Annotated in this window: 19 protein-coding genes; 11 read left to right on the forward strand and 8 right to left on the reverse strand. The window is 43.9% G+C overall.

What is annotated here, in order from left to right; translation table 11 throughout:
- Positions 1-49: 49 nt before the first annotated feature.
- Both AC5SXE_RS09990 and AC5SXE_RS09995 read right to left on the reverse strand, forming a co-directional pair.
- Positions 50-1,201, reverse strand: a complete 1,152-nt coding sequence (locus AC5SXE_RS09990) for a ribonuclease H-like domain-containing protein (protein WP_303884477.1) — start codon at positions 1,199-1,201, stop codon at positions 50-52.
- Entirely contained in the window at positions 1,198-3,471 is a 2,274-nt protein-coding gene (locus tag AC5SXE_RS09995) for a DEAD/DEAH box helicase (RefSeq protein ID WP_493917324.1), read from the reverse strand. Before AC5SXE_RS09995 ends, AC5SXE_RS09990 begins: the two co-directional genes overlap by 4 nt.
- Before the next feature lie 118 nt (positions 3,472-3,589).
- Here AC5SXE_RS09995 and AC5SXE_RS10000 point away from each other — a divergent pair, with 118 nt between their 5' ends.
- The 9 genes from AC5SXE_RS10000 (at position 3,590) to AC5SXE_RS10040 (ending at position 11,746) form a co-directional block, all read left to right on the forward strand.
- A complete protein-coding gene (locus AC5SXE_RS10000; protein WP_332635456.1) occupies positions 3,590-4,507 on the forward strand; it encodes an AEC family transporter in 918 nt (305 codons plus the stop codon).
- 29 nt (positions 4,508-4,536) lie between these two features.
- Positions 4,537-4,785 (forward strand): glutaredoxin family protein, encoded by a 249-nt coding sequence (locus AC5SXE_RS10005; protein WP_303884472.1) that lies wholly within the window; start codon positions 4,537-4,539, stop codon positions 4,783-4,785.
- A gap of 24 nt (positions 4,786-4,809) precedes the next feature.
- The gene (gene proS / locus AC5SXE_RS10010) at positions 4,810-6,249 is read left to right on the forward strand and encodes a proline--tRNA ligase (RefSeq protein ID WP_303884471.1); all 1,440 of its coding nucleotides are present in this window, start codon (positions 4,810-4,812) and stop codon (positions 6,247-6,249) included.
- A gap of 215 nt (positions 6,250-6,464) precedes the next feature.
- A complete protein-coding gene (locus tag AC5SXE_RS10015) occupies positions 6,465-7,013 on the forward strand; it encodes a macro domain-containing protein (protein WP_433913009.1) in 549 nt (182 codons plus the stop codon).
- Positions 7,014-7,121: 108 nt separating this feature from the next.
- Complete coding sequence (locus tag AC5SXE_RS10020; protein WP_433913180.1) at positions 7,122-8,261, forward strand: NRAMP family divalent metal transporter; 1,140 nt, start codon at positions 7,122-7,124, stop codon at positions 8,259-8,261.
- Between the two features lie 79 nt (positions 8,262-8,340).
- Complete coding sequence (gene pxpB / locus AC5SXE_RS10025) at positions 8,341-9,090, forward strand: 5-oxoprolinase subunit PxpB (protein WP_433913010.1); 750 nt, start codon at positions 8,341-8,343, stop codon at positions 9,088-9,090.
- Positions 9,087-10,154 carry a 5-oxoprolinase subunit C family protein gene (locus tag AC5SXE_RS10030; protein ID WP_303884465.1) on the forward strand — a complete coding sequence of 356 codons (1,068 nt, stop codon included), beginning with the start codon at positions 9,087-9,089 and terminating at the stop codon, positions 10,152-10,154. Before pxpB ends, AC5SXE_RS10030 begins: the two co-directional genes overlap by 4 nt.
- Before the next feature lie 24 nt (positions 10,155-10,178).
- The gene (locus tag AC5SXE_RS10035) at positions 10,179-10,952 is read left to right on the forward strand and encodes a LamB/YcsF family protein (RefSeq protein WP_303884463.1); all 774 of its coding nucleotides are present in this window, start codon (positions 10,179-10,181) and stop codon (positions 10,950-10,952) included.
- Positions 10,949-11,746 (forward strand): putative hydro-lyase, encoded by a 798-nt coding sequence (locus tag AC5SXE_RS10040; protein WP_433913011.1) that lies wholly within the window; start codon positions 10,949-10,951, stop codon positions 11,744-11,746. Before AC5SXE_RS10035 ends, AC5SXE_RS10040 begins: the two co-directional genes overlap by 4 nt.
- A gap of 59 nt (positions 11,747-11,805) precedes the next feature.
- Here AC5SXE_RS10040 and trpA read toward each other — a convergent pair whose 3' ends face one another.
- The 6 genes from trpA to AC5SXE_RS10070 are packed head-to-tail and all read right to left on the reverse strand — an operon-like array spanning position 11,806 to position 17,622.
- Positions 11,806-12,606 carry a tryptophan synthase subunit alpha gene (gene trpA / locus AC5SXE_RS10045; RefSeq protein WP_493917325.1) on the reverse strand — a complete coding sequence of 267 codons (801 nt, stop codon included), beginning with the start codon at positions 12,604-12,606 and terminating at the stop codon, positions 11,806-11,808.
- A 2-nt stretch (positions 12,607-12,608) separates the two neighbouring features.
- Positions 12,609-13,793, reverse strand: a complete 1,185-nt coding sequence (gene trpB, locus AC5SXE_RS10050; RefSeq protein WP_332635462.1) for a tryptophan synthase subunit beta — start codon at positions 13,791-13,793, stop codon at positions 12,609-12,611.
- Between the two features lie 11 nt (positions 13,794-13,804).
- On the reverse strand, positions 13,805-14,431 hold the full coding sequence (locus AC5SXE_RS10055; RefSeq protein ID WP_332635463.1) for a phosphoribosylanthranilate isomerase: 627 nt from the start codon (positions 14,429-14,431) through the stop codon (positions 13,805-13,807).
- Positions 14,422-15,180, reverse strand: coding sequence for an indole-3-glycerol phosphate synthase TrpC (gene trpC / locus AC5SXE_RS10060; protein ID WP_332635464.1), 759 nt, complete (start codon positions 15,178-15,180; stop codon positions 14,422-14,424). The genes AC5SXE_RS10055 and trpC overlap by 10 nt, the downstream gene beginning before the upstream one ends.
- Positions 15,177-16,202: an anthranilate phosphoribosyltransferase gene (gene trpD / locus AC5SXE_RS10065; RefSeq protein ID WP_433913013.1), complete on the reverse strand. Its 1,026-nt coding sequence runs from the start codon at positions 16,200-16,202 to the stop codon at positions 15,177-15,179. The genes trpC and trpD overlap by 4 nt, the downstream gene beginning before the upstream one ends.
- Complete coding sequence (locus tag AC5SXE_RS10070) at positions 16,195-17,622, reverse strand: anthranilate synthase component I family protein (protein WP_433913014.1); 1,428 nt, start codon at positions 17,620-17,622, stop codon at positions 16,195-16,197. The genes trpD and AC5SXE_RS10070 overlap by 8 nt, the downstream gene beginning before the upstream one ends.
- 1,235 nt (positions 17,623-18,857) lie before the next feature.
- Here AC5SXE_RS10070 and AC5SXE_RS10075 point away from each other — a divergent pair.
- The gene (locus tag AC5SXE_RS10075; protein WP_493917326.1) at positions 18,858-20,048 is read left to right on the forward strand and encodes a pyridoxal phosphate-dependent aminotransferase; all 1,191 of its coding nucleotides are present in this window, start codon (positions 18,858-18,860) and stop codon (positions 20,046-20,048) included.
- Positions 20,049-20,185: 137 nt separating this feature from the next.
- Positions 20,186-21,193: a DctP family TRAP transporter solute-binding subunit gene (locus AC5SXE_RS10080; protein WP_493917327.1), complete on the forward strand. Its 1,008-nt coding sequence runs from the start codon at positions 20,186-20,188 to the stop codon at positions 21,191-21,193.
- Positions 21,194-21,224 lie beyond the last annotated feature (31 nt).

Here is a 21,224-nt window from a genome sequence, read left to right on the forward strand (position 1 = left end):
ATAAAAGCCCCTGATTAGGGGCTTTTATGTTGGTTACGTTATATCGAGCTTAGCCAACTTTTCTCCTCAAACGCTCTACTCGTTTAAGAAGTTCTGTCCATTTACTCTGCTGTGCTCTTACTAATGGGCGGTACTTGAGAAAATCTTTTATTGCACTTTCCGCCCACATCAAAGCAGTTTGCGGGTCTTTTAATTTATGTTCGTACAACTTGGAGATTTCAACGGCCACATCTATCTTTTTGTAGTCCATGTTGTAAAGCTTCATCAATAGCGACAATGCCTCGTAGTAATTATTCATTTTTTTATTTTCCATTGCTAATTTCCAAATTGCGTTTTTAGCAGGGGGTTCTAGAGTTGCAGCTTTTCTCCATAGACGATTTGCCCTATTTAAGTCGCGGTCGCACCAAGCGTCTCCGGCACGATCTATCTCAAAGGGATCCGCGCTGTTTCCCATAAGAGTCAAAGCTACCTTGTAAAACAGCATGCAGAGTGACAATATGTCCATTTCGTTGTGATAAAAAACCCCGCTTAAAGCGGCAGCGTCTCCTGTTTTAAGAAACATCTTATACAATTCCGGTATTATGCAACCCGGGACATCTTCTGTTTTTCGGTCTATATATAAAATATGCCTTTCTACGTTAGATAATGCGCATGAACCTATGCGCCTTTTCCACAGTCTTCTTACGAGGTGAAGCAAATCTAAGTGTCCAGATTCTTCAATGGGTTTCATCCTGGATAATAAAAATCGTGTATTAATCAAAGGAAGATCGAAATTTTTACCGTTATAGGTAACAAAAGCGGGTTTGGGTGGAATTATATCCAACAACCTTGAAAGCCAGGCCCGCTCTGCTCTTGGTGAGCATAAAAATAATTGGCGAATGACGAAGTCGTTTTTTTCGTAAAAGCCTACTCCTGCCAAGAAAGCGTATGTTCCCGTTCCTCCAGCTAACCCTGTGGTCTCTAAATCGAAAAAGACCAGGGGTTCCCCTGCGCCCCAGGAGGAAAGTGTTTTTATACATTGTTTGTGTTCATTTACATCAACTTCCCTCGGTATCTCGTGTCTGATTTCACACAAATATACATCTTCATCCAAAAATTGCCCTGGAGGAAGCCCCCTTACTTCGCAGATCTCTTTCTTTTTATTTTCAGGTTTTAGCTCGCCAAGTATTTGCTCCAGGCGTGAATGTTTATCACCCTTCATTTGAGATCTTCCTGTGATCTTAAAATTTCAAGCAAAGCCATGGTTGGACCCTTTGCATTCATCGTGGCTCCAAAAGCACCTGTACAGGCGGGACATCCGTCCGAGCAAGGGCAACTTTCTATTGCCTCGAAAGCTGCGTCGATGAGTTTTTCTTTCAATGCGAAGGCTCTATCTGCAAGTCCCACGCCTCCGGGGACATTATCCGCTATATAAATGGTCGGAGCACTAAACATGGGATCGCGTACCATGCTGTGAACCCTGATATCTCCTCGATCACACATTAAAAACAAAGGTGCAATGGCTCGAAATAGATGCGATATTCCTAAAAGGCCTGTACTCAAGCGCTCTTCTCCCAGTATATCGGTGAATTTCTTTTCTAATTTGATCCAACAGGCGGTTGTATGCATTTCATCTTCGTCCATGTGTATGTGACCATATCCGACATTTTCGTGGGTCATGAGCTTGATCTTTTTGTAAACGGTTGGGCGAAAGGTCAATAAGACCTCACCTAAGCCCCAGTTGCCTTTTTCTGTAAATATGTCTAATACTTTCAAGTGAGTGGCCAGGTCTGCGTCTGTATAGTAATCCACGGATACGCTCTTCACGTAACATCGCATGCCTTTGGTGTCAAGTTCAATGACCTGATAGCTTTTGCCATCGTGGAAATATATTGCCTCTGGATGAATTAACATGGGAGCGCTCGGTCTATCGACTTCCCCGATGACTCTGGGCTTATGGCCTTCAGTGACATCTATTATTACGTAATTTTCATTCGTCGCACTTCTAAGAGACATGTTTTGAGCGGGGAAGGAGTCGGACTGCCAAAAGTACCGCGATCCTGCGAAATGTAGGACTTCGTATTGTGACAAGTATTCAAGCACTTCCTCTGGATTAGTTATTCCAAATGATTCATCCTGCGCGAAGGGCAACTCAAAAGCCGAACATTTAACGTGGTCTACATATATGTATAAATTGTTAGGGTTTATTCTAGCCAGTTCCGGCGAACCGCCGAAGAAATAATTTGGTTTTGTAGCTATGAATTGGTCAAGAGGTGCGGATGAAGCTACAAGAATGGCAGCTGAGTGCCCAGAGCGTCTCCCTGCCCTTCCAATTTGTTGCCATGCCGAGGATATGCTTCCAGGGTATCCGTGTATGACGGCTAAAGAAAGGCTTCCTATGTCTATTCCAAGTTCTAAGGCATTTGTACTCACGACGCCCAAGATTTTTCCGCTTTTTAGGTCTTTTTCTATTTTTCTGCGTTCTTTGGGTAGATATCCGCCTCGATACCCGCTTACTAAATTTTCATCAACGCGCAACCTTTTTAAGTTTTCCCTAATATAGGTCAGCAAAAGTTCGACGTTTAGTCTTGACCTCGTAAAGACTATTGTGCTTATTCCGTTTGCTATGGCTTGAGCTGCAATATCGGCTGTAGCCGCAAGTGATGACGCTCTTATGCCAAGGTTTTTATTTATCAGGGGAGGATTATATATGAGAACGTGTTTTTCTGCTCTTGGAGCGCTGTTATTGGTGATTAACTCAACATGATTTTCGATCAAACCTTCAGCAAGTTCCGCGGGGTTTGAAATTGAAGCAGAACATAGTATGAACGTGGGATTTGATCCGTAAAAGGAACAAACTCTTTTAAGTCTTCTTATTACATTTGACATATGGGAACCAAATACGCCTTTGTAAGTATGAAGCTCGTCTATGACCACGTATCGCAAATTCTCAAATAGCTTTATCCATTTCGTATGGTGCGGTAGAATGCCTATATGTAACATGTCAGGGTTTGTGACAACAACATGCCCCGCAGCCCTGACTTTAGTGCGTATATCAGGGGGCGTATCCCCATCGTAAGTGCAGGTGGATATGGGCATGTCAATTTTATTCGTTATCGCGTTAATCTCGGCTAGCTGATCTTGGCTTAACGCCTTCGTTGGAAATATGTAAAGGGCCCTGGAAGAATGGTTTTCTAAGATTGAGTGAATTACAGGGATGTTATAACATAAAGTCTTGCCTGAGGCCGTAGGCGTGACAACTACGACGTTCTTCTTTGCCAATGCCATATCGATCGCTTTTGTTTGGTGTAGGTAAAGTTCTTTTATTCCAAGCTCCTTTAGTGCATTCGTTAGCTGGGGATTGATCTGTGGCCACGGGCCAAACTCGGCTTCTTGTGCTGGCATGGTCTTGCAGGCAGTGATTTCTCCCGGAAGAAGTTGTAACATCTTCAAAAATGCCGTTAAATTTTTCTTGTGCATGAGAGCTTCCAAAGTCGATCCACCTCCATGTAAAAGTTTAGCATTTGCCGGAGATTAGTAAATTCCTTTTATGAAAACATATATAATTTTTAATATACTTCTAGATGTTTGAGCGAGAGGAGAAAATTGAATGCAGTATGTAACGATCGTTTTGCCTTTGATAGCTATTATGGGGGTAGGATGGTTTTTGCGTCTCATGAAAATTATAAAATCTGATAGCGATGATTTGGGAGGCATACTTTACTGGGGAATCCTGCCAGCGCTTCTTTTCAGAACGATATACAATTCTGGCGGAATAAACAGGGATGATGTGAATCTTTTATGTGCGGTATATCTTTCTTTTTTGATAATGCCTTTTTTATCCCTTATTTTTTCTCCTTGGAAAAAAGATCGAAAAAGGCTTGGCGTTTCGCTCATGACGTGCATCAGATCAAACAATATATATATGGGCATTCCGGTAGTTTCGCTTGCAATGGGGGACGCGGGAGTCATGGCCGTGTCTAAATACCTTGGCGTTTCGCTCGTAGGTTATCAAATTCTGTCCGTGATGTGGGGACAAATCGGCCTTTATGGGAAGATTAACTTAAATACCCTTTTGAAGACGGCCAAGGAAGCGGCAAAAAATCCGCTCATTGTTTCCTGTATTTTCGCTTTCATATGTTCTTCTTTTTTGCATATACGAATACCTCACTGGGTAGATGATGTGCTTCGTATGTTGGGTGAAGCGGCAACCGGTTTGGCGTTAATAATACTTGGGGCCGATATGCAGTTGAAAGAAATCGTCAAGTCTGTCAGGACTACATGGGTAGATACTTTGATGAAGGTGATAGTTTATCCCTTTTTGGTCATGTTTTTGTTTTCCCTTTGGCCAGTTGCCCATAATGTTCGAAACGCTGTTATACTAGTTTCTGCCATGCCTGTGGCAGTGAACGCCTTTATAGTTGCCAGGGGGATGAATATGGATCACAAATACGCCGCAGACCTCGTTGCGGCGAGTACTTTTGCGTCGATATTAATCGTTCCGTTTTGGGTTGCTATTTTGTTTTAAAAAAAAGTGTACAAGGAGTGGTTTATAATATGTTAGTAAGAGTCTACACAAGTCCATCCTGTGCTGCCTGTGAAAGGGTCAAAGAATTTTTATTAAGCAAAGGGATTCAGTTCCAGGTGATTGATATAAGCCTTGACAGAAATGCAGCTATGGAGCTTGTTCGTCGTACTCATCAATTGTCCGTTCCCGTCGTTCAAATAGGAGATAAATTTATAGTTGGGTTTAACCAAGATAGAATGATGAGTCTGTTAAGCGACGAAGGGATCATCAATTCATAAATTAACAATGTAGGAGGAATGGCAATGGCACGTAATATCACGCCCCGGGAGAAAGATTATTCGCAATGGTATTTAGATGTCATCAAGGCAGCAGAAATGGCCGATTACGCCCCCGTGAGGGGTTGTATGGTGATCCGTCCAACGGGGTATGCAATTTGGGAATCTATACAAAGTCAACTAGATGAGCGTTTTAAGGAAACGGGGCATGTGAATGCCTATTTTCCTCTTTTAATTCCAAATTCCTTCTTGGAAAAAGAAGCCAAGCATGTAGAAGGATTTTCTCCGGAGTGCGCTGTCGTCACTTATGCTGGAGGCGAGGAACTGGAAGAACCCTTAGTTGTCAGGCCGACCTCGGAGACAGTGATTGGTCACATGTACAGCAAATGGGTGCAATCGTGGAGGGATCTTCCAATATTAATCAATCAGTGGTGTAATGTGGTACGTTGGGAGAAGAGACCTCGACTGTTTTTGCGTACCTCAGAATTTTTATGGCAGGAGGGACACACAGCTCATGCCACTCGAGAAGAAGCCATGGAAGAGACGCTTCGAATGTTGGAGGTTTACCGTTCTTTTATGGAGGAGGTCTTGGCCCTTCCGGTCATAGTAGGAGAAAAATCAGAGGGGGAGAGATTCCCCGGTGCGGAAAATACCTATACATGCGAGGCCATGATGACAGACAAGCGCGCTTTGCAGGCCGGCACTAGTCACTTTTTGGGACAAAATTTCTCCAGGGCCTTCGATATAAGATTTCAAAATAAAGAGGGAGAATTAGAGTACGCTTGGACGACCAGCTGGGGCGCGTCCACGCGTTTGATAGGCGCAATTGTCATGACCCATTCCGATAATGACGGTCTTGTTTTGCCGCCAAATGTAGCACCTGTGAAGGTCGTCGTTATACCCATTAGTCCCGATCAAAGTCGATTGCAAGATAAGATATTACCTGAAGCAAAAAATATCTTAGAAAGGCTAAAGAAAGCCTTGGGCAGGGACCAGGTTATTTTGGATACTCAATTTCACATGAGACCTGGTGATAGATTCTTTTATCATCTACAAAGAGGTATTCCTTTACGACTGGAGTTGGGGGAAGCCGAGTTGGCATCTTCACGTTTACGTGCAGTTAGACGAGATACGACCGAAGTAATAAATATATCTCTTGATGCGGTGGATCGGGAAGTTCCCAAACTTTTAGATGACATTCAAGGCAATTTATTAGAAAGGGCAAGGACGTTTCGCGAACAAAACACCTATCAAGTGAATTCCTTTGAGGAGTTCAAAGAGGCATTGAACGAAAAAGGAGGATTTATCAAGGCTTGCTTTGCCGGCACCCCAGAGGACGAAAGAGCGATAAAAGAAGCCACCACTGCTACCATTCGATGCTTCTTATTGGACGATTCAACTGAGAGGACCTGTTTTTATACCAAAAAACAAGGCGGTAGAATGGCCGTGTTTGCCAAGGCCTATTAAAAATATGGTTGAATTGGGCGTTAGTTGGTTTCGTAATTTATTTTTATTAGCATTGCCGATAAACATCCTCTGGCACATTGCTGGTTAAAAGCGCTCAAAATAACGGTTTGTCCCCGCTTTGGATATGTGGTATTGTCATAAAGCACGAGATTGATAGCACAATCTTTAAGCATAATAATAAGATCAAGATATTTCTCTTGAAGGGAGGGAGAAAAATGCTTACGGAAGCTCGCGTGAAAACAGTCATGATAAGGCTTTGCAATGGTGATATAACGGCTTATGACGGCGACGCCATTGTAAATGCTGCAAATAATCACCTTTGGATGGGTTCCGGTGTCGCAGGAGCTATAAAAAGAAAGGGAGGTGATGAGATAGAAAAGGAAGCGGTGTCAATTGGGCCTGTTAAGATAGGCGAGGCCGTAGTGACTGGTGCTGGAAATTTAAAGGTTGATTATGTCATTCATGCTGTCGTTATGGGTCAAGATTTCAAAACAAGCGAGAGGATAATTCGTGAGGCTACGCAAAATGTCCTTATACGGTGTGACGAACTTAAAATTGAGCGCGTTGCCCTTCCTGCACTTGGAACAGGTGTAGGGGCTGTGTCTTATGACGTTTGCGCGCGGGCAATGTTAGAAGAGATGATTTACTACATAGAAGAGGAAGAAGAGACCTCGCTTAAAGAGATCGTCATTTATTTATACGGTGACGAGGCTTATCAGGCGTTTGCCGAAGTTTTTGAGCAGATACTTTTACAAAGAGCTTGACAAGATCCACAGGAGGTGTAGAGCGTGACACAACAACAATCAGTCGGTAGCGCTGACCAAAGAAGCAGGAAAGAAACACTGAGCATTTTGTTAGGAGCTGCGTTTTTAATGGCTACGGCTTCCATAGGGCCTGGATTTTTGACGCAGACGGCTGTTTTTACCAGCCAATTAAAGGCTTCTTTTGCTTTTGCTATCGTCGTATCCATAATCATCAATTTAGTCGTGCAATTAAATGTTTGGCGAATATTAGCTGTTTCTGAGATGCGTGCTCAGGATGTGGCAAACAAGGTGTTTCCAGGTCTTGGGTATCTCATCGCCTTTTTGGTTGCCCTAGGTGGCCTGGTGTTTAACATAGGCAATGTTGCGGGAGCTGCGATGGGCTTGAATGTGGTTACCGGATTGCCCATTGCATGGGGAGCCATTATCAGCGCGTGTATTGGAATTGCGTTGTTTCTGTCTAAGGAAATGGGTCGTGCCATGGACCAATTTACCAAGGTGTTGGGGTTCATCATGATTGCTCTTGTCTTGTATACAGCATTTGTTACCAAACCCCCCGTTGGAGTTGCTGTAAGAGAGGCTTTCATGCCATCTCAAATTGACTGGATGGTCATCATTACACTAGTTGGAGGTACCGTTGGAGGTTACATCACCTTCTCCGGTGCTCATAGGCTTCTAGATGCAGGGATTTGTGGCATTGAGAGCGTTAAAGATGTCACTCGCGGGGCGACAAACGGGATCATAATAACGGGAATTATGCGGATACTGCTCTTTTTGGCAATACTCGGAGTGGTGTGGGCGGGTCATACTTTGGATCCATCCAATCCCCCTGCTTCTGCGTTTAGACTCGGAGCGGGCGAAATTGGTTATAGGATGTTTGGTGTCATCTTGTGGGCAGCCGGGATAACATCGGTCGTGGGTGCCTCCTTTACCTCAATATCTTTCTTGCAGACCTTGTTTAAGGCCATCCAGAGGAATAACCGTTGGTGGATTATTGGTTTTATTGTGACTTCGACTATAGTTCTCGTAACAGTTGGACAACCAGTTACACTGTTGATCTTCGCTGGTTCAGTCAATGGTTTGATCCTTCCTTTGGCACTTTTGTCCGTCTTGTTAGCCGCACATAAAAAGGAAGTAGTAGGAGAGTACAAACACCCCATTTGGCTTACGGTTGCCGGTTATTTCATGGTGGCGATAACCCTGTGGATGGGTATCATATCGCTTGGCAGAATCTTTACGATGTTTAAATAGCTTTCAAAAGGCAAAGGGCCCAAATCTGATGGCTCTTTGCCTTTATTTTTAAGTTTAGCGAATTAAGAGGTGTGTTTAAGTGGCTGAATATCTTGAACCAAAGATCCTATATGCGGGCGATAGCGCTGTAATTGTGGAATTTGGGGACAGCATAGATATGAAAACGAATGCTAAAGTGCAGCAGCTTCGTCGATACATCGAATGTGCCCAGCTTGGCGGTATTGTGGAGATGGTTCCAACCTACCGGTCTTTGGCGGTTTATTTTGACCCTGTGGAAGTAGAATATGTAGGACCTTTCTTTGAAAGGCTAAAAATTTTGGCCCAGAAAACCAAAGGTGAAATTTCGGAAGGAGGACTTACCATAGTAATCCCGGTATGTTACGGTGGTGAATTTGGCCCCGACATGGGAAATGTGGTAAGCCACACGGGCCTTACAGAAGAAGAAATAATACGCCGACATACAGCGCCAGACTACTACTGTTATATGTTGGGTTTTACGCCTGGTTTTTCCTACCTTGGTGGCATGGACGAAACCCTTGCCACGCCTAGGCTAAAAGAGCCGCGAAAGGTTATTCCGGCAGGAAGTGTTGGAATAGCTGGAAAACAAACGGGGATATATCCCATAGAAAGCCCGGGTGGATGGCAGTTAATAGGAAGGACACCCTTGAGGCTTTTTGACCCCGAGGGCGAACCGCCTTTTTTAATCGATGCAGGAATGTGGGTTAGGTTTCAAAGCATTGCCAAAGAAGAATACGATGAAATAGCAGCTAAAGTTGCAGCCAGGGAATACAAGCCTGAAATTTTTCCGAAAAGTGGTGAGGCTGAATGATCTTTGAAGTATCGACGCCGGGACTTCTTACGACCGTCCAGGATTTAGGCCGTTGGGGGTATCAGGGTAAAGGAATGCCGGTGGCAGGGGCTATGGACCCTCAAGCCTTAAAGATTGGGAACATATTGGTTGGAAACGATCCTCAGGAAGCGGCGTTAGAAATCACAGTGATGGGACCCACGCTTACCGTGGCGGAAGGCGAAGGCCTCATAGCTTTAACGGGAGCAGAAATAGAATTTACCATAAACGAAATTGAAGCGCCTTTATGGCAATCGATAAAAGTTACGGCAGGAGACGTAATTTCTGTAACTTCTCCTAAGGGGAAAGGCTGTAGATCGTATCTTTGCATTTCCGGTGGCATCGATGTACCTTTAATAATGGGAAGCAAATCTACATATTTAAGAGCTAACGTAGGAGGGCTAGAAGGTAGAGCTCTAAAGGCAGGAGATGAGATTTCAACAGGTCCTTTAAAACCTCTAACATGGCTTGCTGCCGATTTCATTTGTCCCGAATATTTAAGGCCCGAAAGAGGGCCGGATTTGCCCTTACGTGTGGTTTTAGGTCCCCAGGATGACGCCTTCACGGAGAAGGGCATAAAGACTTTTTTAGAGTCGGAATATAAGATAACGAATGAAGCCGATAGGATGGGTTATAGGCTCGAGGGAGAGACGATAGAGCATAAATCCGGTGCTGACATCATTTCAGATGCTATTCCATTAGGTGCTGTTCAAGTGCCGGGTCACGGCAGACCTATATGCATGTTGGCAGATAGGCAAACTACGGGAGGTTACACCAAAATAGCTGTTTTGTGTACTCCCGATATAGCCACTTTGGCGCAGCGTATACCAGGACAAAGCGTAAGTTTTAAGGCTATATCTTTGGAGGAATCGATCGCTGCTACAAGAGCTGAAAGAGAACAAATAAAAGAGTTGCTAAAGCTTCGAGCTTCCTATAGATCTCGCAGAGTCTTCCCAAAAAAAGAACCGAAGGATAAGGGAATTTACCATTGGATGCTTAAAATAGATGGAAAAACTTATGATGTAACTGTAGAAGAGCTCGAATAGATTTGTCTTTAGGAGGTGTGTTCAATGTATGTCATAGATTTAAACAGCGATTTGGGCGAAAGCTTTGGAGCTTGGAAGATGGGCGATGATGAGTCCGTTTTGCAATTTGTGAGTTCAGCCAATATTGCCTGTGGATTTCATGCTGGTGACCCCGTCGTGATGCTCACGACTGTGAAGGCTGCCAAGGAAAAAGTTGTGGCCGTAGGAGCTCATCCAGGTTACCCGGACTTAATGGGCTTTGGTCGAAGAAATATTGATGTGACGCCCGATGAAGTTTATGCCTACACCTTGTATCAAATAGGTGCAATGCAAGCGGTGTGTAACGCCGTGGGAATTAAATTACAGCACGTCAAGGCTCACGGAGCGCTTTACAATCAAGCTGTCAAAAATAATGCCTTAGCGGTTGCAATAGCTCAGGCCGTGAAGGATGCTGGTGAAGGGTTAATTTTGCTTGGCTTAGCAAATTCCGAGTTCGATAAAGCAGCTGCTGAAGTCGGGGTGCCATATGCTGCCGAGGCGTTTGCCGACAGGGCTTACCAAGCAGACGGGACATTGGTACCGCGCAAAGTTCCTGGTTCTATGATACATGACGTTGAGTTGGCCGTAGCAAGGGTGGTCCGCATGGTCAAGGAAGGGAAGGTTGAGACCATCGATGGCCATATCATCGATCTTAAGCCTCATTCCATATGTCTGCACGGAGACTCGCCCAAGGCAGTTCAAATGGCCACTGAGATAAGGAAAGGTTTGGAGGCAGCCGGCATAAAGATTAGGCCAATGTCTGAGGTGATAAAGCTATGAAGGCTATAGATTACGCTCAAAAAAGTCCGCAAGAAGTTCGATTAGCCATAAGGAAGAAAGAGTGGACAGGCCCTACTGCTGGAATGGCTAAAGGACACGTCCAGGCAAATCTGGTTATACTGCCAAAGGATTGGGCTTATGATTTTCTCGTGTTTGCACAACGAAATCCGAAGCCGTGTCCGGTGCTTGATATAACTGAACCAGGGGATCCAGAGCCGAAGCTTGTGGCAAAAGGAGCAGACTTGCGGACTGATTTGCCCAAATACAGGGTTTGGGAAAAAGGGGAGCTTTTAGAAGAGCCAACAGATATAACCTCTTACTGGCGCGATGATCTCGTGGCTTTTCTTTTAGGCTGTTCTTTTACCTTTGAATCGGCATTGCTCGATGCCGGCATCCCCGTTCGTCACATCGAATGCGGCTGCAACGTTCCCATGTATATAACTAACATCCAGTGCGTGCCGGCAGGAAGGCTTTCGGGTCCCATGGTCGTGAGCATGAGGCCCATTCCGGCTCATCAAGTGCCCAAGGCAGTTTTGACAACAGGTCGTTTCCCAGCCGTCCATGGTTCCCCTGTGCACATAGGCGAACCTTCCATCATTGGGATAAAGGACATAAACAAACCAGACTTTGGCGATCCTGTCACAATAAATCGGGGTGAGGTGCCGGTATTTTGGGCCTGCGGCGTGACGCCACAGGCAGCTCTAATGGCAAGCAAACCTCCCTTTGCTATAACTCATTCACCGGGACACATGTTTGTATGTGATCCAAAGGATACAGATTACGCGATCTTTTAGCAAACAAAAAGGCGAGGATCCCTTCCTCGCCTTTTTAATACCTACAACCCCGGAGCTTCTTATTGACAAGGGGGTTCTTTGAGGACCCTTAGAAGGGTTGATGTAAATGTTGATATTTCTTCCTTGAGGGCTTCCCTTCCCAAGCTTGAATTTTCGGCTATGATGTTAACTATTGCGCTTCCTATGACTATGCCATCTGTGTAATTTTTTACAGCTTTTACTTTTTCGGGGCTATCTATCCCAAAACCAAGTGCAAGCGGAGCGGAAACGCGTGCTCTTACCCTTTCCATATAGGTCTTTATCTCTTCTATGGGGCCTCTTTTGTCTCCTGTTATGCCAAGAAGTGATACGCAATACAAAAACCCCTTCGTGACTTTTCCAATTTCAGTTAACCTATCCTCTTTCGTATTTGGCGTCACCATGTAGATGGGGCATAACCCCTGGTCTAAACAAAGGTCATAAAACTCCTTACCTTCGTCAAAGGGCAAGTCGGGGATAAGTATGCCGGATACATTACAGGCCAGGGCGTCCTGCACGAAAGATTTTTCGCCGTACTTTATAATGGGATTAAAATATCCCATTAGTACGATTGGAGTACTAATATGTCCTTTGATTTCATTTAGCATCTCAAATATCTTTGTAATCGTCGCTCCCTTGGCCAGCGCTCGTTGAGATGCTGCCTGGATCACAGGACCATCTGCAAGCGGATCCGAAAAGGGCATGCCAACCTCTATAATTCCAACCCCTATATTATCGAGTTCCTTGATGATTTCCGCCGTAGTTTCCAAATCAGGATCACCGGCTGTTATATAAGGTATTAATATTTTGCCGCGATCGAAAGCTTTTCTTAACGTATTCATATCTATTCCTCCTCCTTAAAAAGTTTTCCCTTCAGGGCATCCATATCTTTATCTCCTCTTCCCGAGAGGCAAAGGATTACGAGCGATCCAGGCCTGATGTTTTTATATTCTCGCATCAAGTAAGCCAGAGCGTGGGCGCTCTCCAAAGCCGGGATGATGCCTTCCGTTTCGCATAAAAGCTTGAAAGCCTCGATTGCCTCGTTATCAGAGGCATAAGTATAATAAACCCTACCGGTTTCGTGGTAGAAACTGTGTTCCGGACCGATCCCCGGGTAATCTAATCCGGCTGATATGGAGACAGCGGGCATAATCTGGCCATATTCATCTTGCAGAACATAGGAGCGAGATCCGTGCAATACTCCAATAGTGCCGCCGGTCAAGGCCGCTGCGTGTTGGCCCGTTTCTATCCCGTATCCTGCGGCTTCTACCCCCACCATCTTTACTTCCCTGTCATTTACAAATGGATAAAACAATCCAATCGAGTTGCTGCCGCCTCCTACGCAAGCGACCAAAAGGTCGGGTAAACGGCCTTCCTTTTCCAATATTTGTTCTTTCGCCTCATCGCCAATGATACGTTGAAAATCTCGCACCATCATGGGGTAGGGGTGAGGTCCCACCACTGACCCGATTACGTAGTGAGTAGTTGCTACGTTGGTTACCCAATCTCTGATTGCTTCGTTGGTGGCGTCTTTAAGGGTTTTGCTGCCGGAATTTACGGGAATCACCCGAGCTCCTAAGGTTCTCATTTTATAGACGTTTAGTGCCTGACGATGAATGTCCTCAACGCCCATATATATATGACATTCAAGTCCAAATTTTGCAGCAGCTGTCGCAGTTGCCAGTCCATGTTGGCCTGCGCCTGTTTCGGCAATGATCCGCTTTTTTCCCATTCGACGTGCCAGTAGTATCTGTCCGATGACGTTATTAATTTTATGTGCACCGGTATGGTTTAAGTCCTCACGCTTGAGGTAGAGCTTTATGCCTCCCAGGTATTCTGACAAACGGTCCGCAAAATAAAGGGGAGTGGGCCTGCCGGAGTATTCCTTGAGCAAATAATGATATTGCGATATGAATGATGGATCATCTTTAGCCTCAAGGTAAACCCTTTCTAACTCCTCCAGTGCCGGTATTAGCGTCTCCGGGACAAATCTCCCACCAAATCGTCCAAAATATCCTTTAAGTACCATTTTTCTCCCTCCTACACATTGTTAATGCTTTTAATTTTTTTCATGAATTCATAAATTTTCTTTTTGTCCTTGATGCCGGGAGCTACTTCCAAGGCGCTGTTTGTATCTACAGCGTCAGGATCCACATGTTTGATGGCATCTTCTAAATTTTCCGGCCCAATGCCACCGGCCAGAATGAATGGTTTATGGGGTCTAAAATTTTTTATCAACTGCCAGTTAAAGGATTTGCCTGTGCCGCCAAAAAGCTTTCCAAGCTTTGTGTCAAAGAGCATGAAGTTTACTTCCTTTTCGTAAAGGTGAACGAGTAAGACGTCTTTTTCATCCGCTACCGCTATGGCCTTTATCGTTTTAAGCGGACACTTGGATACAAAATCTACGCTTTCGCAGCCGTGAAACTGGACTGCATCAAAAACTTTGCTCTCGATGATTTGGCTCATCAGCTCCAAAGAAGGATCCCTCACAACGGCTACTACCGATACAAAAGGCGGAATATCGCGTGCCAATTTCTTTGCTGTATCGATATCCACTTTCCTCGGGCTTGGTGCCAAGATAAAACCTATTGCATCAGCTCCTGCCTTTATAGCGACATCTACATCTTCTTTTCTTGTGAGACCACAGATCTTTACCTTTAATGACATGCTCCGTCACCTAATAAGGCCTTTAATGTTTTTTTGGGATTTGACGAATGCATCAAAGTTTCACCTATCAGCACGCCATCGAAACCCATTTCTTCCAGTAGTTTCACGTCATCATTGGTTTTTACTCCACTTTCAGCCACGATTTTTCTTTGGCTGTCAGGTTCAAGCTTTCTGAAGAGTTCCATAAGATGAAAGCATCTTTTGATGTCCACCGTCATATTAGTCAAATCCCTGTTGTTAAACCCTATGATCTTTGTATCGCTTTTGATTGCTTTTACTAATTCTTCGTCTTCATGAACCTCGACTAAGGCCTCCATCCCAAGGTGGTGCGCCAAGGATACAAAGTCGCATAGCTCGTGCTCATCATGAATCAAGGCAGCTATTATGAGTATTGCGTCAGCTCCGGCAAAAAGGCTTTCGTATATTTGCAAAGGTTCACAAATGAAATCCTTGCGTAAAAGTGGCAATGAGGTCGCCTCTTGTGCCTTTTTTAGCATGGCTAGACTTCCGTGAAAGAAATGTTTTTCCGTGACCACAGAGATCGCTTTGGCGCCACCTGCCTCGTATTGCTTAATTCTGGAGACTAGATCTAGTTCGTCTGGGATAATCCCAGCACTTGGCGAAGCCTTTTTCATCTCGGCAATGATAGAAATTCCCTCAGTTCCTAAAACGTTATAAAGCGATTTTTTGGGAGTTTTTAAGGCTTCTAGATCTTCAATTTTCTTGCTCACGATTTCATCTAAGATCATGCTGCTTCACCTATGCTGTTTGTGAATTTGACTATCCGATAAAGCGTATCGGCGGCAAGCCCCTTGTCTATGACTTGAAGGGCAAATTGTACCCCATCGGAAAAATTTTTTACGGTACCAGTTACTAAAAAGGCTGCCCCTGCGTTCAAGGCCACTACATCTCTTTTAGGTCCTCGTTCCTTGCCGTTTACGATTTCAAGCGCGATTTTTGCGTTTTCCTGAGGCGAATAGGCCAGCAAACTCGATAGCGGAGCTCGCTTTAACCCTACGTCCTCAGGCGAAAGGTAAAATTCTCTTATTTCTCCGTTTTTTAAGAATGCAATGTGGTTAGGTCCGCTAAGGGATAGTTCATCCAATCCGCCGTGGCCATGTAGCACCATTGCGCCCTTTAACCCCAGATTCATTAAAACTTCTGCAAGGGGTCTTGTCAGAGAGTCGTCATATACGCCCATTATTTGGTAATTTACAAAGGCAGGGTTGCTCAAAGGGCCTAACAGATTAAATAGTGTCCTTATCCCCAATTCTTTTCTCGTCCTCGCGACGTTTTTCATAGCCCTATGAAAGTGCGGTGCGAAGAAGAATCCAAAGTTTACTTGAGCGATGGATGCTCTTACATCTTCGGGAGAGGACAAAATCTTGGCGCCCAATGCTTCCATCAGGTCGGCGCTGCCGCTTTTGCTCGAAATGGAGCGATTTCCGTGCTTGGCCACCGGTATACCTGCTCCGGCTATGACCAGAGATGCAATTGTGGAAATGTTAAACGTTCCGACGCCATCTCCTCCAGTCCCGCAGGTATCTATGGCTGTCGGAGGAGCTTTTACTTTAGTTGCTTTTTCTCGCATGACCTTTGCAGCAGCGGTGATTTCCTCCACGGTTTCCCCCTTGCTTCGAAGCGCCACTAAAAAGCCTGCCGTCTCTATCTCGGAGGCAGAGCCATTTAAGATTTCCATCATGGCCTCATACATTTCCTCATAAGACAAATTCTCCTTTGCTGTAAGTTTTTCAATGTAGTTTTTAAGCATCTTTATCCCTCCTCGTGATTGCTATTTTTAATGTTTCAACTAGGGCCGCAGCCTTGTTCTGCGTCTCTAGGAATTCCCTTTCAGGGACAGAACCTGCAACTATCCCTGCCCCGACTTGAATTGCTAACTCCTCATGAACCTGCATAAAGGTCCTTATGGCTATGCTCATTTTCAAGTTCCCGTTGAATCCAATGTAGCCAATGGTTCCACCGTAAGGACCCCTTGAGATTGGCTCGACTTCATCAATAATCTTGATGGCTACATTCTTTGGAGTGCCCGTTACCGTACCGGCAGGAAAGGAGGCTTTTAAGGCTTGTACAGGTGTGATGCAGGAACATAATTTGCCTTCTACCTGAGAAACCAAATGCATTACCTTGTTGTACTTTTCCACTTCGAAATACTTTGATACCTTGATGCTTTCTTTAAGGCATATGTCATTAAACTCGCTTAAGGAGAGATCTAAAAGTAGTAGATGTTCTTGTCGTTCCTTGTCGTCAAATAGCATCTCCATCTCAAAGAAATCGTCTTCATGAAGGTCTTTGCCGCGGTGTCTTGTACCCGCAATAGGGCGAGTAAGAGCAATCCCGTCCTTTATTTCTAAAAGGAGCTCGGGAGACGCTCCTACCAAGCTTTTGCCATCGAACTCCATGATGAACATATAAGGTGAAGGATTAATCTCTCGTAAGATTTTATATAGTGAAATCGGAGAGATACGTCCCTTTGACTTTAATTGTCTAGATAGCACTACCTGGTTTGCTTCACCTCGTTCAATTCGTTCTAAAACTTGATGTACCATTTGTATGAAGTCTTCTTTAGATGGAACGGACTCGAGTTCGCATAAAAATCTATCGTGAATACTATGTTCTTCATCAAATAGTTTTTCTTTTTGAAAAGCATGTCCCTCGATAGGCTTTGAGGGAATCTCTTGAGTGATTTCAGTCGAGCTGGAGTGAAGAATTTGGCCGGTGGCCTTATCCATAACGAAATAAACCGAGGGTTCGAAGAGAAACGCTTCTGGAAATTGAGAGAGAGTCGAGCCTTTTTTCAATATGACATCGTAACCAATGTAGCCCAAAAGGCCACATCCATCGAATGGTAATTCAGGATTGGATTTAACCAGATTTTCCTCCATATATTCATCGACGACCTTAAAAAAGTCTTCCCTGGGATAAGTATTTATATCGCCTTCACGGTACTGCACAATGGTCATTTCGTCTTTAACCCGGAATAGTGTTTTCGGAATCGACCCAATGATGATGAAATTTTTATTCTCCATCAAAAATGTTGGGTTTTTACCCCTAAAGCTTTCATAAAGCTCTAAAGCATAATTTTCTTTGTTTTTTGTTTCCAAGATCTCTTTTTCTTGTACTTCTGAACTGGAAGAAATTGCTTCTGCCTTTTTTTCGTCTCTGCTATTCATTCAACATCTCCCCTTGGCTAGCCTTAAAACTAATTAAAAATGGAGGGTCCCTGTAAGGGGCCCTCCATTTTGTAAAAACCTACTTATAACTTGCTTATAAACAGAGGGCCATGAAGACTGATCCTGAAGGATCTGCCTCCCTGGCCCTCTTAAAATTTATTTAGGCCACGGACGGCAGACTCAGCGAGCCTGCCACCACCAATTATTATTCATTTTTACTATACTTCCTACTAGAGCCATGATTATCAATGTCTCCCTCCGTAAGTTGAGTAAAATCTATCACGGCTTTATCCTCTTGTCAATAGGAAAAGGGCTCTATTTCAAATAGTGTGGAAAGTTTGTGGGGAAATATCCTTGTTCAATCCAAGGCCCTTCTTTAAAATTTTTGGGTGAACACAAGTAATCTACTGAAACGAGTGGTCCTTTTCTGTTTTTCCTCAATAAATTTGTCATATAAACGTTTTACGTGGTCAGCACATAGGTGTTTGACAAACGAACATGCATATGATACTGTCTCAAATATATAAAGACAAACATGTACATATATATGCGGAATAAGGGACAGTCGGCTTTAGCATGATATAAAAAGAGAGGGATGATATGTTATTGCAATATTTTTCGTACCTTGATAATAATATATTAAGATGGAGTACGTGTTTTTGCTTCATATTTGCGTAAATAAGCCACATTCCTCTCTTTATTTGTCATTTAGAATAAGTTAATTTTGAAACAACATACTGCTGAATAATGATGAAAATAAATCATATTTTTTGATTATCTACTAATTATCGTTTCTTGTAATATTATAAAACCAAAATTATACAAATATGTTTTTTCTATCCAGCTATTTTATTTGGTCTTTTAAATTGTTTCTACATATCCCAATAGAGAAGAAAGCTACAGTTTTAGTCATAGTCGCAATAAAAATTATCTATTTTATCCATAAATGTAATGTGATTATGTGTCCATTAGTTCATGTTGTATAGATGTTTTGGCTTTTTTGTTGAGGCCCAATCTGTGAGTTTGCTAATCGTTAAAAGTCCGGTTGGAAGATATAATTTTGTGTCTACACTAAAAAGCATCTTTCACAATGGTATACGTCCTAACATTTAATATAACCTCCCCTTTGATATCGATATTTCTTGGGCAATTTGAAGATATAAACTTGTGAATACGGCTTTTTGGTAAGCTCAAGATATAAAATCGCATATTTAGTAAGGAGGAATGATGTTGTGATGGCAACAAAATGCAAATTTCCCAATAGTCGTATGGTTAATATTCCACTTAAGGGAGGAATTCGGGAAATCCTGGCATATGCTGAGGACCTGGAAAGACAAGGACGGGATATTGTGCATATGGAGATTGGGCGACCTGATTTCGACTCGCCGCCTGCTGCAAAGGAATGCGTCAAGGAATCTCTCGATGCTGGTAATGTCCACTACACTGATATGGCAGGGGATCCAGATCTCCGACTGGCCATAGCGGAAAAATACTCAAAGGAAAATGGTCTTTCCGTCGATCCTGATAAAAATGTCCTAGTTACAGTTGGGGCTATGGAAGCAATGCTTGTTGCCTTTTTGACCCTCCTTGAGCCGGAAGACCAAGTTATCGTCCCTGCACCCTATTTTGCAGCGTACTCGGATCAGCTATCCATTGTTGGTGCAAAACTGGTTACTGTGCCCTGCCGCATGGAAAATGGATTCCGTCTTCAAGTCAAGGATCTTGAAAAAGCAGTGACGGATAAAACTAAGCTCATTGTTCTCAATTCTCCCAACAACCCTACGGGGGCAGTTCTCTCCAGGGAAGACCTTTCTGCAATAGCGAAACTCGCTAGGGAAAAGGATCTGTGGGTACTTTCAGACGAGTGTTACGAAAAATTTCTATATGAGGGGGAACATTTGAGCATCTTTTCCCTTCCAGGCATGAGCGAACGTTCCATCATTGCATCAAGCGCTTCCAAGACATGGTCCATGACAGGATGGAGGGTAGGCTGGCTTGTAATGCCTCGAGAAATGACACCCTATGCAGTGAAATGTCACCAAAACATCACGTCCTGTGCCACCTCTTTTGCTCAAACAGGGGTTGCTTTTGCGCTAAGACATGCCGATGACTACGTTGCGGATATGGTAGCTGAGTACCGTCGTCGCAGGGATATGGTGATCAATTATCTCAAGGATATCCCCGGGATAGATTTCGTTGTCCCTCAAGGGGCGTTCTATGTGTTTCCTAGCATCGAAAAACTAGGTATCTCAGCCCTCGATTTCTGCATGTATTTGTTGAAGGAAAAGGGTGTTTCAGTGGTTCCTGGGGATGCCTTTGGAACTCCCGGATTCGTCAGGATCGCCTATTGCCGTTCATACGATGAAATTGAAGAAGGGATGAAACGTATCAGAGAAGCAGCGATAGAACTCATGGCTAGGAAATAAGTTAGTAAAAGTAAAAATTGACATAGCTTGATTGAAAACTATCAGTAGGTAGAAACCAAAAAGCTTTCTTGGATATCCTGCTTTGTCTGGTGTATACATAATTTATAGTAAATAATAGTAGAAGGAGGTAAAAGAAAATGATTAAAAGAGTGGCAATTTTTTCCGTAGCTGCAATATTGTTATGCTTGGTGGCCAATGTGGGTATTGCTGTGGAGGAACAATATGTCCTCAAGATTGGAAGCGTCACCCCTGAAACCCACCCATACTATCTAACTTTTAAGGATGTTTTCGTGCCATATGTAGAAGAACATGCGGGTGGGCGTATTAAGATTGAATTTTACTTCAACAGCGAGCTTGGGGGAGATAGGGAAATGGTCGAAATGTGTCAGTATGGTGCCCTTGGCATGGATTGTGCCACGCCAAGTACCATCACTGGATTCGATAAGCGGTTCCAGGTTATGGGATTACCCTACCTTTTCAAAGATAAGGAGACAGCCTATCGACTTCTTGATGGCGAACTCGGGTCCACGTTCAATTCGTTTTTACCCAAAATTAACTTATACAACCTTGGGTATTTTGAAAATGGCTTCCGCCATGTGACCAACAATCGTAAGCCCATTTACACACCGGAGGATATGAAGGGACTTAAGATCCGTACTCAGGAAAATCCAATTCATATAGCATTCTTCAGGGCCGTTGGCGCGAATCCGACTCCCATGAACTGGGGTGAGCTTTATACGGCTCTCCAGCAGGGTACTGTTGATGCCCAGGAGAACCCCCTAGTCTTAATTGAAGAGGCAAGGTTTTACGAGGTGCAGAAATATGTTTCGCTCACGGGACATGTCTATGAGCCGACTATGCTCGTCACCAGCAAGGCCTGGTTCGATAAACTTCCTGAAGATCTCCAGGAAATTGTTAAAGAAGCATCACGACGCTTCTGTGAGGCTGAGAGAAGGCTGATCAGCGAAGAAGAAAAAGTGGCAAGAGCAAACCTCGAAGAAAAAGGGATGAAATGTAATGAGCTTACGCCAGAGCAAATCGATGCCTTTGTGAAGATTGGCGCTAAACTTTATGACGATATTCGAAAGATTGTGGGGGATGACGAACTCATCGATAACGTAATTCAGTGGACCGCAGATAATTAGGGTTGTGGAATAGTTCAGGAGCTTTGGAGGC

It is taken from the genome of Acetomicrobium sp., from assembly GCF_059026225.1.

Excerpts from the sequence above, each read along its gene's own strand:
- AC5SXE_RS10015 (WP_433913009.1), top strand. The coding sequence starts at position 6,465 with ATGCTTACGGAAGCTCGCGTGAAAACAGTCATGATAAGGCTTTGCAAT.
- trpA (WP_493917325.1), bottom strand. The coding sequence starts at position 12,606 with ATGAATACGTTAAGAAAAGCTTTCGATCGCGGCAAAATATTAATACCT.
- AC5SXE_RS10030 (WP_303884465.1), top strand. The coding sequence starts at position 9,087 with ATGATCTTTGAAGTATCGACGCCGGGACTTCTTACGACCGTCCAGGAT.
- AC5SXE_RS10000 (WP_332635456.1), top strand. The coding sequence starts at position 3,590 with ATGCAGTATGTAACGATCGTTTTGCCTTTGATAGCTATTATGGGGGTA.
- AC5SXE_RS09990 (WP_303884477.1), bottom strand. The coding sequence starts at position 1,201 with ATGAAGGGTGATAAACATTCACGCCTGGAGCAAATACTTGGCGAGCTA.
- AC5SXE_RS10070 (WP_433913014.1), bottom strand. The coding sequence starts at position 17,622 with ATGAATAGCAGAGACGAAAAAAAGGCAGAAGCAATTTCTTCCAGTTCA.
- AC5SXE_RS10080 (WP_493917327.1), top strand. The coding sequence starts at position 20,186 with ATGATTAAAAGAGTGGCAATTTTTTCCGTAGCTGCAATATTGTTATGC.
- AC5SXE_RS10020 (WP_433913180.1), top strand. The coding sequence starts at position 7,122 with ATGGCTACGGCTTCCATAGGGCCTGGATTTTTGACGCAGACGGCTGTT.
- trpD (WP_433913013.1), bottom strand. The coding sequence starts at position 16,202 with ATGCTTAAAAACTACATTGAAAAACTTACAGCAAAGGAGAATTTGTCT.
- AC5SXE_RS10035 (WP_303884463.1), top strand. The coding sequence starts at position 10,179 with ATGTATGTCATAGATTTAAACAGCGATTTGGGCGAAAGCTTTGGAGCT.
- proS (WP_303884471.1), top strand. The coding sequence starts at position 4,810 with ATGGCACGTAATATCACGCCCCGGGAGAAAGATTATTCGCAATGGTAT.
- AC5SXE_RS10055 (WP_332635463.1), bottom strand. The coding sequence starts at position 14,431 with ATGTCATTAAAGGTAAAGATCTGTGGTCTCACAAGAAAAGAAGATGTA.
- AC5SXE_RS10075 (WP_493917326.1), top strand. The coding sequence starts at position 18,858 with ATGGCAACAAAATGCAAATTTCCCAATAGTCGTATGGTTAATATTCCA.
- trpC (WP_332635464.1), bottom strand. The coding sequence starts at position 15,180 with ATGATCTTAGATGAAATCGTGAGCAAGAAAATTGAAGATCTAGAAGCC.
- trpB (WP_332635462.1), bottom strand. The coding sequence starts at position 13,793 with ATGGTACTTAAAGGATATTTTGGACGATTTGGTGGGAGATTTGTCCCG.
- AC5SXE_RS10005 (WP_303884472.1), top strand. The coding sequence starts at position 4,537 with ATGTTAGTAAGAGTCTACACAAGTCCATCCTGTGCTGCCTGTGAAAGG.
- AC5SXE_RS10040 (WP_433913011.1), top strand. The coding sequence starts at position 10,949 with ATGAAGGCTATAGATTACGCTCAAAAAAGTCCGCAAGAAGTTCGATTA.